This window comes from Cytobacillus praedii, from assembly GCF_001439605.1.
Taxonomy (GTDB): domain Bacteria; phylum Bacillota; class Bacilli; order Bacillales; family Cytobacillaceae; genus Cytobacillus; species Cytobacillus praedii.
The window spans coordinates 107,893-120,907 of the sequence record NZ_LMBX01000007.1; the positions used below are offsets into that span (position 1 = coordinate 107,893).

Here is a 13,015-nt window from a genome sequence, read left to right on the forward strand (position 1 = left end):
GTTGAAGCTAGATAGCTTTCTAACTCAGAAAAGATAATTTTCTTATCTTTTAAAAAGGTGGTTATAATTTGAGTACAGTTATTGCTTTTATTGTAATATTTGGGGCCCTTGTTTTTTTTCATGAATTAGGCCATTTTGTGTTTGCAAAACGTGCTGGAATTCTATGTAGAGAATTTGCCATTGGCTTCGGTCCTAAAATCTTTTCTCATAAAAAGGGAGAAACAACCTATACCATTCGTCTGCTTCCTATAGGCGGCTTTGTTCGTATGGCTGGTGAAGATCCTGAAATGATAGAGATTAAACCAGGCTATCGAATTGGTTTATTATTTAATGAGAAAGAAGAAGCGAATAAAATAATTTTAACAAACAAAGAAAAATATCCTGATGCAAGAGTTGTCGAAGTTGAGCATGCGGATATTGAGCATGAATTAGTTATAAAGGGATATGTCGAAGGAGATGAAGAGGAGAAGCTGCAATCTTTTCCTATTAGTGCAAATGCTGTTTTAGTAGAGAATGGGACGGAAACACTGATTGCTCCTTATGATAGACAATTTGCCTCAAAAACACTTTGGCAAAGAACGATGGCTATTTTTGCAGGTCCAATGATGAACTTTATCCTTGCCTTTGTCATATTTATTTTGATTGGCATATTGCAAGGGATCCCAACTGATAATCCTGTTCTTGGAAAGCTCACGGAAGATGGTGCGGCAATGGAAGCAGGTCTGAAAGAGGGAGATAATATTCAAAGCGTCAATGGTGCAGAAATATCAAGCTGGTCAGATGTAGTGGAAATCATCCGTAAAAACCCTAATAAAGAATTGCAATTCTCACTTGAACGAAATGGCAAAGAACTGCAGTTGCCTGTAACACCAAAGGTTCAAGAAGCAGAAGGAGAAAAGATTGGTATAATAGGTGTATTCCAGCCAATGGAGAAATCGCCTATAAAAGCAATCTCTCATGGTGCCAAGGAAACATACCTTTGGACAAAAGAAATTTTTGTCATGTTAGGCAAGCTAGTGACTGGTCAGTTTTCTATCGATGCCCTTTCTGGTCCGGTAGGCATTTATGTTTCTACTGATACAGTAGCGAAGTCTGGAATATTCTATTTAATGAAATGGGCAGCTATATTGAGTATTAACCTTGGAATCATGAATTTATTGCCAATTCCAGCGTTAGACGGTGGAAGACTGATGTTCTTTGCGGTTGAAGCAGTAAGAGGAAAGCCGATTGATCGCCACAAAGAAGGAATGGTTCACTTTATTGGATTCGCTCTTTTAATGCTGTTAATGCTTGTTGTCACATGGAATGATATTCAACGGTTTTTCTTATAATAATTTTCCTTTAGGGTCTTACTCCATTAAGGATATGACCCTATATTTTTTAATAATCATAATAGAGGTGCTATTGAATGAAACAAAGTATGACACTTATTCCTACGTTAAGAGAAATACCAGCAGATGCAGAGATAAAAAGCCACCAATTATTATTGAGAGCAGGTTTTATCCGCCAAAATGCAAGCGGGATCTATAGCTATTTGCCATTAGCTCAGAAAGTATTAAGAAAAATTGAAACGATTGTCCGAGAAGAAATGGATCATGCTGGTGCGGTCGAGTTATTAATGCCAGCTATGCAAGCGGCAGAACTGTGGCAGGAATCAGGAAGATGGTATACCTATGGACCTGAGCTTATGAGATTGAAAGATCGTCATGAGCGTGATTTTGCTTTAGGTGCTACTCATGAAGAAGTTATAACTAGCCTCATTCGTGATGAAATCAAGTCATACAAAAAGCTGCCGCTTGCCTTATATCAAATCCAAACAAAGTTCAGAGATGAAAAACGTCCTCGTTTTGGTATTCTTCGTGGCAGAGAGTTTATTATGAAAGATGCATACTCATTTCATTCTTCACAAGCTAGTCTTGATGAAATGTATGATAAGCTTTATCAGGCGTATACGAATATTTTTACTCGCTGTGGACTAAATTTCCGTGCTGTTATTGCAGATTCTGGTGCAATGGGCGGGAAAGACACTCATGAATTTATGGTATTATCTGAAATCGGTGAAGATACGATTGCCTATTCTGACACATCTAATTATGCAGCGAATATTGAAATGGCACCGGTAATCAATACATATGAAAAAAGCAATGAGCCACAAAAAGAATTACAAAAGGTGAAAACAGAAAATAAAAAAACAATAGAAGAAGTATCCGAATTTCTTAATGTAACGAAAGAACAGTGTATTAAATCATTGCTGTTTAAAGTCGATGACAAGCATGTTTTAGTACTAGTACGCGGGGACCACGAGGTAAATGATATAAAGCTGAAAAACTTGTTCGAAGCAGCAGAGGTTGAGCTTGCGGGTGCTGACGAAGCAAATAAAATACTTGGCTGCTCATTTGGCTCACTCGGACCAGTTGGTGTTGATTCAGTTGAAATTATTGCTGACCATGCAATTGCAGGGATAGCAAATGCTGTTTGTGGAGCAAATGAAGAGGATGTCCACTTTATTAATGTCAATCCAGATCGTGATTTCAAGGTTACCAAATATGCAGATCTTCGATTTATACAAGAAGGAGATCTTTCACCAGATGGAGAGGGAACTATTTTATTTGCCAAGGGAATTGAAGTTGGGCATATCTTTAAATTAGGTACCCGCTATAGTGAAGCAATGGGCGCCACCTATTTGGATGAAAACGGAAGAAATCAACCGATGATTATGGGATGCTATGGAATTGGCGTATCACGTGTTATGGCAGCGATTGTTGAACAGTATAATGATGAAAATGGTTTATTATGGCCAACAGATATTTCTCCTTTTGATATTCATCTTATTCCTATTAATACAAAGGATGAATCACAAGCTGTACTTGCAGAAGAATTATATGTTCAGTTAAAGAAGAGCGGTCGGGATGTATTGATGGACGACCGCCAAGAAAGACCCGGTGTGAAATTTGCAGATTCAGATTTAATTGGTTTGCCGATCCGGATTACAATTGGAAAAAAAGCTGCTGAAGGAATAGTAGAAGTAAAGGTTCGTAAATCAGGAGAAATGCAAGAGGTTCACAAAGATCAGCTTATGGAAACCATTACTCAACTTTTAGAAACACTTTAATCATTACCGGATTCCTTTTATGGGAATCCTTTTTTTTGTTAGAGAAATATTCCTTACTTGAAGTAGTTATAACACCTGCAAGGTTATGTTATAATTATCAAAGTCTAAATATGTCTTAAGGAAAAAAGATAGGTAGAAATATATATAGATGGGAGAGAGAAAGATGGAGAATGCCCTAGGCAACAAAGAGCGTTTCCAACTCTTGCTCCAACAGCTGAATTTAACAGATGATGTGATTGTACAGCAATTTCAACAGGCTGAAATTAATAGAGTAGTGATAGAAAAAAAGGCGAAAAAATGGCACTTCTATTTTAACTTTGACACGATTCTTCCATTTCGTTATTTTAGTCTTTTTTCTACTCAGTTGGAAAAGACCTTTTCACACATAGCAAATGTTTCTTTTACTATTAACGTAAATAATCAGCAGTTTACTGAACAATTAGTTTTAGATTACTGGCAATATTCTATCCAAGAGATGGAGGGGATGGCTCCTCCGCTTATTAAGCTTTTAAATGAACAAATTCCGTCCGTACATGGAAATAAAATCATTATCAATGTAAGAAATGAAACGGAAGGTTTATCCATTAAACGGAAATATGCTGGACAAATTAGTCATGTATTTGAAACCTTTGGATTTCCTCCTTTAGTGATTGAAACGGAAATTTCAACAGAAGCAGCGAATGAAGAATATCAAAAGTTTATTAAGGCGAAGGAAAAAGAGGATCAAGAGCGAGGACTTCAAGCGCTTATTGATATGCAGAAAAAAGAAGCGGAAGCTGACTCTCAAGATGCTGCAGTTCTTCAAGGCCCTCTGATGATTGGTTTAACCATTAAAGATGATGCAGATTATCGGAAACTCATTGATATTGTTGATGAAGAACGCCGTGTTGCAATAGAGGGATATGTGTTTGCAGCGGAAACGAGAGAGCTTCGCAGTGGAAGAACACTGCTAACCTTTAAAATTACCGATTATACAAGCTCCATTCTTGTTAAAATGTTTTCCCGCGACAAGGAAGATGCAGCTTTATACCAGCATGTTCAAAAAGGAATGTGGCTAAAGGTTCGAGGCAGCGTTCAAAATGACACCTTTGTCCGAGACCTTGTCATGATCGGAAATGATATTAATGAAATAAAGCCAGTTCTAAGAAAAGATACTGCCCCTGAAGATGAAAAGCGAGTAGAGTTGCATTTGCATACGCCAATGAGTCAAATGGATGCAGTTTCATCAGTTAGCACACTCGTTGGACAAGCTAAAAAATGGGGTCATAAGGCCATTGCGATTACAGACCATGCAGTCGTTCAATCATTTCCAGAAGCATTTGGTGCAGGAAAGAAAAATGATATCAAGATATTATATGGGGTTGAAGTAAATCTAGTAGATGATGGTGTCCCCATTGCATATAACAGTACACATCGATTATTAAGTGAGGATACGTATGTTGTCTTTGACGTTGAAACTACAGGGCTATCAGCTGTGTATGATACGATCATCGAACTTGCAGCCGTAAAAATCCACGATGGGGAAATAATTGACCGTTTTGAATCGTTTGCGAATCCACATCACCCGCTTTCTGCAACAACCATCAATTTAACTGGAATTACAGATGACCTTGTTGAAAATGCACCAGAGATAGAGGATGTACTGAAGGATTTCCATGAATGGACGGGTGACGCGATATTAGTAGCCCATAATGCATCTTTCGATATGGGTTTTCTAAATGTCGGCTATAAGAAAATCAATCTAGGCAAAGCTGCTAATCCAGTCATTGATACACTTGAGCTTGCACGCTTTCTATATTCAGAAATGAAGAACCATCGATTGAATACACTTGCAAAGAAATTTGATATTGAATTAACACAGCATCACCGAGCAATCTATGATGCTGAAGCAACCGGTTACCTCCTTTTGAAAATGCTGAAGGATGCAACTGAAAAGGGAATCGAGTATCACGACCAATTTAATGATAATATGGGTCAGGGAAATGCCTATCAACGTGCAAGACCTTATCATTGTACATTGCTTGCACAAACAGAGGCAGGCTTGAAAAATCTTTTTAAGCTTGTGTCTATTTCTCACCTGAATTATTTCTATCGAGTGCCAAGAATACCTAGGTCCCAACTTGAAAAATATCGTGAAGGACTTCTAATAGGGTCTGGTTGTGATAAAGGTGAAGTGTTCGAGGGAATGATGCAGAAATCACCTGAAGAGGTGGAAGAGACTGCACAATTCTATGATTATATTGAGGTACATCCAAAGGAAGTATATGCACATCTTTTGGAGCTAGAATTAGTTCGAGATGAAAAAGCGCTGGAGGATATTATTGGGAAGGTTGTCCAGCTTGGTGAAAAGTTAGGTCTTCCGGTCGTAGCGACTGGAAATGTTCATTATTTAAATCCCAATGATAAAATCTACAGGAAAATTCTTATTAATTCACAGGGCGGAGCAAATCCATTAAATCGTCATAAGCTCCCAGATGTCCATTTTCGAACCACGAATGAAATGCTCGATGCTTTCAAGTTTTTAGGAAAGGAGAAAGCACGAGAAATTGTTGTTGAAAATACGAATAAAATTGCGGATATGATCGATGAAATAAAACCGATTAAAGATGATCTGTATACACCTAAAATTGAGGGTGCAGACGATGAAATGCGCAATATGAGCTATGACATGGCTAGAAGTATTTATGGGGAAAATTTACCTGAAATTGTCGAAGCGCGTTTGGAAAAGGAATTAAAAAGTATTATTGGGCATGGATTTGCTGTAATCTATTTGATCTCGCACAAGCTTGTTAAAAAATCATTAGATGATGGCTATCTTGTTGGTTCACGTGGATCTGTCGGCTCATCACTTGTAGCAACAATGACAGAAATCACAGAAGTGAATCCACTTCCTCCACACTATGTTTGCCCTGACTGTAAGCATTCAGAATTCTTTAATGATGGTTCAGTCGGCTCTGGATATGATTTGCCAGATAAGGATTGCCCTGAATGTGGTGCAACATATAAGAAGGATGGACATGATATTCCATTCGAAACGTTCCTAGGGTTTAAAGGAGACAAGGTACCTGATATAGACTTGAATTTCTCTGGCGAATATCAGCCTCGTGCACATAATTACACAAAGATCCTTTTCGGTGAAGAATACGTTTATCGTGCGGGGACAATAGGTACAGTAGCTGATAAAACAGCCTTTGGCTATGTTAAAGCATACCAGCAAGATAACAATCTTCAATTAAGGGGAGCGGAAATCGATCGTCTCGCATCGGGCTGTACCGGTGTAAAAAGAACGACCGGCCAACATCCAGGAGGAATAATCGTTGTTCCCGATTATATGGATATTTATGATTTCTCGCCAATTCAGTTCCCGGCAGATGATAAAAATTCTGAATGGAAAACGACCCATTTCGATTTCCATTCCATTCATGATAATCTATTGAAACTTGATATTCTGGGACACGATGATCCAACCGTGATTCGGATGCTCCAAGATTTAAGCGGAATTGATCCGAAAACGATCCCTACTGATGATCCTGAAGTAATGAAGATTTTTAGCGGGACTGAAACCTTAGGTGTAACAGAAGAACAAATTATGTGTAAAACAGGAACGCTTGGCATTCCGGAATTCGGCACAAGATTCGTAAGGCAAATGTTAGAGGATACAAAACCTACTACTTTCTCAGAGCTGGTACAAATCTCTGGTCTGTCACATGGTACAGATGTTTGGCTGGGGAACGCACAGGAGCTCATTCATAATAGAATTTGTACGCTGAGTGAAGTAATTGGCTGTCGTGATGACATTATGGTTTATTTAATCTATCAAGGATTGGAGCCTGCCTTTGCATTTAAAATTATGGAATCAGTCCGTAAAGGTAAAGGTTTAAGCGATGAGATGGAAGAAGAAATGAGAAAGAATGAAGTGCCGGAATGGTATATTGATTCATGTAAAAAAATCAAGTATATGTTCCCTAAGGCCCACGCCGCGGCATATGTATTAATGGCTGTTCGGATTGCTTATTTTAAAGTCCATCACCCGCTTTTATACTATGCAGCATATTTTACTGTTCGGGCAGAGGATTTTGATGTGGATGCAATGGCAAAAGGATCTCAGGCGATTCGATCATTAATTGATGATATTAATGCAAAAGGCTTGGATGCTTCTAATAAGGAAAAGAACTTATTAACAGTGATGGAGCTTGCGCTTGAAATGTGTGAGCGTGGATTTAAATTTAAGAAGGTTGATCTCTATCGATCAAGTGCAAATGAATTTATAATTGAAGACGGTGCACTGATCCCTCCGTTCAATGCGATTCCTGGCCTTGGAACAAATGCCGCTATCAACATTGTGAAAGCTAGGGAAGAAGGAGAATTCCTTTCGAAGGAGGACCTTCAGCAGCGAGGAAAGTTGTCTAAAACAATCATCGAGTATCTGGATAATCATGGATGCTTAGAATCATTGCCAGAACAAAATCAGCTTTCCTTATTTTAATTAGAATGAAGTAGGAGAAATCGTTTGAAAACCTTGAAATGACAGTAATTCCATTTGCATAAAAAAATTGGTTATGGTATAGTTTTAATGGAAATACTATTTATAACTCTCGTAAAAGAAGAGTGGGGCAACCCACTCTTTCGTGTTGTGTACGCTTTTTTTCTGTCTAGAAAGTTTAATCTTTACTATTGAGAAAAACAACGCGAGGTTAAGATTGTTGATAAAGGAGGGATATTATGAGCAAAGTGACTGAAACGGTTGAAGAATTAGTCACCCCTATTTTGGATGAACTCAAATTAGAATTAGTTGATATTGAATATGTAAAAGAAGGAAGAGATTGGTTTCTTCGCATATTTATCGATAAGGAAACAGGTGTCGACATTGAAGAATGCGGTCTAGTCAGTGAACAATTAAGCGTCAAGCTTGATGAGGTTGACCCCATACCTTACAACTATTTCTTAGAGGTATCATCACCGGGAGCTGAACGCCCTCTTAAAAACGAAAAGGATTTTACAAAAGCAATCGGCAAAAATGTTTTTATTAAGACGTATGAGCCCATCGATGGGGAGAAAACATTTGAAGGAATTTTAACACAGTTTGATGGCCAAATCGTGACGGTAGAAATCAAAATTAAAACGAGAAAGAAAACTGTGGAAATTCCATATGAAAAAGTAGCCAATGCTCGTTTAGCAGTGGTTTTTTCATAATCAGCTATTATTTCTAGAAGAAAAATAATGTCTAGCGCTTACGCTTTTCTAATAAGGGGGATATATGTTTCATGAGCAGTGAATTGTTAGATGCTCTGACCTTGCTTGAGAAAGAAAAAGGGATTTCACGAGAAGTGATTATTGAGGCAATTGAGGCAGCACTTGTATCTGCATACAGAAGAAATTTTAATCAAGCTCAAAACGTTCGGATTGATTTAAATCTTGGCAGCGGTATGATGAGGGTCTTTGCTCGCAAAGAAGTGGTTGATGAGGTATTTGATCCTAGACTTGAAATTTCGATTGAAGATGCCCGTAAATTAAATCCAAATTATCAAATAGAAGACATCGTAGAATTAGAAGTGACACCGAAAGATTTTGGCCGGATTGCTGCACAAACAGCTAAACAAGTTGTTACTCAGCGTGTGAGAGAGGCAGAAAGAGGAATTATCTATTCTGAATTTATTGACCGCGAAGAAGATATAATGACTGGAATTGTTCAGCGGCAAGATTCTAAATTTATTTATGTTAGCCTTGGGAAAATCGAAGCGATTCTTCCTGCTAATGAACAAATGCCTAATGAACATTACAAACCTCATGATCGTATTAAAGTATTTATTACGAAGGTTGAAAAGACAACAAAAGGTCCGCAAATATTTGTATCAAGAACACACCCTGGACTTTTGAAAAGACTTTTTGAAATTGAAGTGCCAGAAATCTATGATGGTACAGTCGAAATTAAATCAGTTGCGCGTGAAGCGGGTGATCGTTCTAAGATATCAGTTCATTCTGATAATGAAGAGGTTGATCCAGTTGGTTCATGTGTTGGACCAAAGGGAACAAGGGTTCAAGCAGTTGTCAATGAGCTTAAAGGGGAAAAAATTGACATTGTCAAATGGTCTCAGGATCCAGTTGTTTTCGTAGCGAATGCGTTAAGCCCTTCAAAAGTATTAGATGTGATTGTGAATGAGGAAGATAAAGCAACAACTGTTATCGTCCCTGATTATCAGCTTTCACTTGCAATTGGCAAACGCGGTCAGAATGCGCGCCTAGCAGCAAAACTGACAGGCTGGAAAATTGATATTAAATCAGAAACTGATGCGAGAGAGTCTGGCATATATCCGAGAGAGGAAACATTGTTAAATTATGATGATAATGATTTCGAGGATGAAAATTTAGATCTATCGGATGACATGGAATAATTGAGGTGAATGAGCGTGAACAATCGTAAAAAAGTTCCTATGCGTAAATGTGTCGCAACCGGTGAAATGAGGCCGAAAAAAGAACTCGTTCGCATCGTTCGTTCAAAAGAAGGAGAAGTAGCGGTCGATCTCACCGGAAAAAAGTCCGGGCGCGGTGCTTACCTTTCAAAAGAGAAAGAAGCAGTGATGCTTGCAAAAAAGAAAAATATATTAGCTAATCATTTAGAAGTAAAAATAGAAGATTCTATTTATGAAGAACTTCTTGAGCTAATTGAGAAGGAGAAACGACAATCCAAATGAGTGTAAATCAATGGATGTCATTGCTTGGCTTAGCAAATCGGGCACGGAAAGTTACTTCGGGTGAAGAACTTACTATCAAAGAAATTAGAAACGGTAAAGCGAAGCTCATATTGCTATCAGCAGACGCTTCTATTAACACAGCAAAAAAAGTGACAGATAAGTGTAAATCCTATCACGTACCATATAAGCTTGTTGAGAATCGGGAGATACTTGGTCATGCGATCGGTAAAGAAGCCCGTGTTGTCGTAGCGGTATTAGATGATGGATTTGCCAAAAAGCTGAAGTCGTTGCTCGATTAATTCCAGCGGGGGTGAAAGTATGAGTAAAATGCGCGTTTACGAATATGCAAAAAAACAAAATGTTTCAAGTAAAGATGTCATAACGAAATTAAAAGATATGAATATTGAGGTTTCTAATCATATGACAACAATTGAAGCGGCTGCCGTCCAAAAATTAGACGGAATCTATGGCAAGAAAGAAGAGAAGCAACCTCAAATGCAGAATAAACAATCAAACACACACCAAAAACCACAGCAAAATGGACAAGTGAAAACAAACTCTGCAGATAACGGAAATCATTCATCTGCAAACAAAAACAATTCTTCTAAACCAGCAGCAAAAACTGCAGGGCAGGGGAACCAATCGAGAGAAAATAAACCTTTCAATAAAAACAATAACAATCAAAGAGGCAACAGCTTTAACAATAACAACAATAATAGAAATAAAAACAAAAATAATAAAGGCAAACAGCAGCAAGCACCTGTTACACCTGCTCCTAAGAAGGTTAAGGAATTACCAGCAAAAATCACATTTACTGAATCCTTGACTGTTGCCGAGCTAGCGAAAAAGCTGTACCGTGAACCATCAGAAATAATCAAAAAGTTATTTATGCTTGGTGTGATGGCGACAATCAATCAGGATCTAGATAAAGATGCGATCGAATTAATTGCTAGTGAATATGGTGTAGAAGTTGAAGAAGAAGTCATTATTGATACAACCGATTTAGAAGTATATTTCACTAATGATGATGATGGGGATTTAGTTGAGCGTCCTGCTGTTGTAACAATTATGGGACACGTAGACCACGGGAAAACAACAACATTGGATTCCATTCGTAATACAAAGGTAACTGCTGGTGAAGCTGGTGGTATTACCCAGCATATTGGTGCATATCAAGTTGAAGAAAATGGGAAGAAGATTACATTTTTAGATACGCCAGGACATGCTGCTTTTACAACTATGCGTGCACGTGGTGCTCAAGTAACTGATATTACCATTCTTGTAGTCGCAGCAGATGACGGGGTAATGCCGCAGACAATTGAAGCGATCAACCATGCGAAAGCTGCAGAAGTACCAATTATTGTAGCCGTTAATAAAATGGATAAAGAAGCAGCTAATCCTGACAGAGTGATGCAAGAATTGACTGAATATGGATTAGTTCCCGAAGCTTGGGGCGGGGATACTATTTTTGTACCTATAGCAGCCTTAAAAGGGGAAGGTATTGATAATCTGCTTGAAATGATTCTTCTTGTTAGCGAAGTAGAAGAATACAAAGCGAACCCAAATCGTAATGCTGTAGGAACGGTTATTGAGGCACAATTAGATAAAGGCCGCGGTTCAGTTGCAACCCTGCTTGTTCAAAATGGAACATTAAAAGTAGGAGATCCAATTGTTGTAGGGAATACTTTCGGACGTGTTCGTGCAATGGTCAATGATTTAGGTCGCCGTGTGAAGACAGCGGGTCCTTCGACTCCTGTTGAAATTACAGGACTTAATGAAGTTCCACAAGCTGGAGACCGTTTCGTAGTATTAGATGATGAGAAAACAGCTCGTCAAGTTGGTGAGTCACGTGCACAACAAGCCTTACAAGCACAGCGTAGTGAAAAAACGCGTGTAAGCTTAGATAACCTGTTTGAACACATGAAACAAGGGGAAATGAAAGAGCTTAATCTAGTTGTAAAGGCAGACGTACAAGGTTCTGCTGAAGCATTAACAACAGCATTGCAGAAAATCGATGTAGAAGGCGTAAATGTACGTATTCTGCATACAGGTGCGGGTGCAATTAATGAGTCTGATATTACCTTAGCTGCTGCTTTTAATGCGATTGTTATCGGATTCAATGTTCGCCCTGATATTAATGCGAAACGTGCAGCCGATACAGAAGGTGTAGAAATTCGTTTACACCGAATTATCTATAAAGTTATCGAAGAAATTGAATTGGCAATGAAAGGGATGCTTGATCCAGAATTTGAAGAGAAAATTATTGGTCAAGCAGAAGTTCGCCAAACGTTCAAAGTATCAAAAGTTGGTACAATTGCAGGATCCTATGTTACTGACGGGAAAATTACTCGAGACAGTGGTATCCGTTTAATCAGAGATGGCATTGTAGTCTTTGAAGGGGAAATTGATGCATTAAAACGTTTTAAAGATGATGCGAAAGAAGTAAGTCAAGGCTATGAATGTGGTGTAACCATTAAAAACTTCAATGATGTAAAAGAAGGAGATATTATTGAAGCGTTTATTATGCAGGAGATTGAGCGTAAATGATCATTGGCTTAGCAGCCTGTGAGTGTATTATTTATGATGCTCACTCTTTAAAAGAAAAAAGAGCAGTTTTGCTGCGGATTCTTACCCGATTGAAGCAGAGGTTTAATATCTCAGTATCAGAGGTGGATTTCCAGGATGTCTGGCAACGGACGAAAATAGCCATTGTTGCCGTATCCTCCTCTAAGGTAAAAACGGAACAAGAATTACAGAATGCACTTACATTCATTGATTCTTTTCCAGAAATCGAACGCACAATAACAGACATTGAGTGGCTTTAAGAAGAGGTGAATATAAATGAGCCTTCGAGCAAACAAAGTTGGAGAACAAATGAAAAAGGAATTAGGCGAAATTATCGGCCGAAAAATTAAAGACCCGCGTGTAGGGTTTGTAACCGTAACAGATGTTCAAGTTACTGGGGACCTCCAACAAGCAACTGTATATATTTCAGTTCTCGGCGGTGATGAGCAAAGGGAAAACACGCTTAAAGGCTTAGCGAAAGCAAAGGGCTTTATTCGTTCAGAAATTGGACAGCGTATCCGCTTGCGAAAGACACCTGAAATTTTCTTTGAGTTCGATGAATCCATTGATTATGGCAATCGGATTGATACATTGCTCCATCAAATTCATGATGAAGAGCGCTCAAAAGAGAATGAGGATTGAAAGT

General features: G+C 38.4%; 10 protein-coding genes. All 10 read left to right on the forward strand.

The genetic code is table 11. The features are described 5' to 3' along the window. Nucleotides 1–68: 68 nt before the first annotated feature. Nucleotides 69–1,331 (forward strand): RIP metalloprotease RseP, encoded by a 1,263-nt coding sequence (rseP, locus tag ASU02_RS09785; RefSeq protein ID WP_057763239.1) that lies wholly within the window; start codon nucleotides 69–71, stop codon nucleotides 1,329–1,331. A gap of 77 nt (nucleotides 1,332–1,408) precedes the next feature. Then, nucleotides 1,409–3,112, forward strand: a complete 1,704-nt coding sequence (locus ASU02_RS09790; RefSeq protein WP_057763240.1) for a proline--tRNA ligase — start codon at nucleotides 1,409–1,411, stop codon at nucleotides 3,110–3,112. Nucleotides 3,113–3,275: 163 nt separating this feature from the next. Further along, nucleotides 3,276–7,598 (forward strand): PolC-type DNA polymerase III, encoded by a 4,323-nt coding sequence (locus ASU02_RS09795; RefSeq protein WP_057763241.1) that lies wholly within the window; start codon nucleotides 3,276–3,278, stop codon nucleotides 7,596–7,598. Between the two features lie 236 nt (nucleotides 7,599–7,834). Further along, nucleotides 7,835–8,305: a ribosome maturation factor RimP gene (rimP, locus tag ASU02_RS09800; protein ID WP_057763242.1), complete on the forward strand. Its 471-nt coding sequence runs from the start codon at nucleotides 7,835–7,837 to the stop codon at nucleotides 8,303–8,305. A gap of 71 nt (nucleotides 8,306–8,376) precedes the next feature. Further along, nucleotides 8,377–9,504, forward strand: coding sequence for a transcription termination factor NusA (nusA, locus tag ASU02_RS09805; RefSeq protein ID WP_057763243.1), 1,128 nt, complete (start codon nucleotides 8,377–8,379; stop codon nucleotides 9,502–9,504). Between the two features lie 15 nt (nucleotides 9,505–9,519). Beyond that, the gene (rnpM, locus tag ASU02_RS09810) at nucleotides 9,520–9,804 is read left to right on the forward strand and encodes an RNase P modulator RnpM (protein WP_057763244.1); all 285 of its coding nucleotides are present in this window, start codon (nucleotides 9,520–9,522) and stop codon (nucleotides 9,802–9,804) included. After that, nucleotides 9,801–10,103: a YlxQ family RNA-binding protein gene (locus tag ASU02_RS09815; protein WP_057763245.1), complete on the forward strand. Its 303-nt coding sequence runs from the start codon at nucleotides 9,801–9,803 to the stop codon at nucleotides 10,101–10,103. Before rnpM ends, ASU02_RS09815 begins: the two co-directional genes overlap by 4 nt. Before the next feature lie 19 nt (nucleotides 10,104–10,122). Continuing rightward, entirely contained in the window at nucleotides 10,123–12,351 is a 2,229-nt protein-coding gene (infB, locus tag ASU02_RS09820) for a translation initiation factor IF-2 (RefSeq protein WP_057763246.1), read from the forward strand. Continuing rightward, complete coding sequence (locus ASU02_RS09825) at nucleotides 12,348–12,629, forward strand: DUF503 domain-containing protein (RefSeq protein WP_057763247.1); 282 nt, start codon at nucleotides 12,348–12,350, stop codon at nucleotides 12,627–12,629. The genes infB and ASU02_RS09825 overlap by 4 nt, the downstream gene beginning before the upstream one ends. Nucleotides 12,630–12,645: 16 nt before the next feature. Further along, entirely contained in the window at nucleotides 12,646–13,011 is a 366-nt protein-coding gene (rbfA, locus tag ASU02_RS09830; protein ID WP_057763248.1) for a 30S ribosome-binding factor RbfA, read from the forward strand. Nucleotides 13,012–13,015 lie beyond the last annotated feature (4 nt).

Coding starts and splice junctions, on each gene's coding strand:
- rimP (WP_057763242.1), top strand. CDS start 7,835: ATGAGCAAAGTGACTGAAACGGTTGAAGAATTAGTCACCCCTATTTTG.
- ASU02_RS09815 (WP_057763245.1), top strand. CDS start 9,801: ATGAGTGTAAATCAATGGATGTCATTGCTTGGCTTAGCAAATCGGGCA.
- ASU02_RS09790 (WP_057763240.1), top strand. CDS start 1,409: ATGAAACAAAGTATGACACTTATTCCTACGTTAAGAGAAATACCAGCA.
- ASU02_RS09825 (WP_057763247.1), top strand. CDS start 12,348: ATGATCATTGGCTTAGCAGCCTGTGAGTGTATTATTTATGATGCTCAC.
- nusA (WP_057763243.1), top strand. CDS start 8,377: ATGAGCAGTGAATTGTTAGATGCTCTGACCTTGCTTGAGAAAGAAAAA.
- ASU02_RS09795 (WP_057763241.1), top strand. CDS start 3,276: ATGGAGAATGCCCTAGGCAACAAAGAGCGTTTCCAACTCTTGCTCCAA.
- rbfA (WP_057763248.1), top strand. CDS start 12,646: ATGAGCCTTCGAGCAAACAAAGTTGGAGAACAAATGAAAAAGGAATTA.
- infB (WP_057763246.1), top strand. CDS start 10,123: ATGAGTAAAATGCGCGTTTACGAATATGCAAAAAAACAAAATGTTTCA.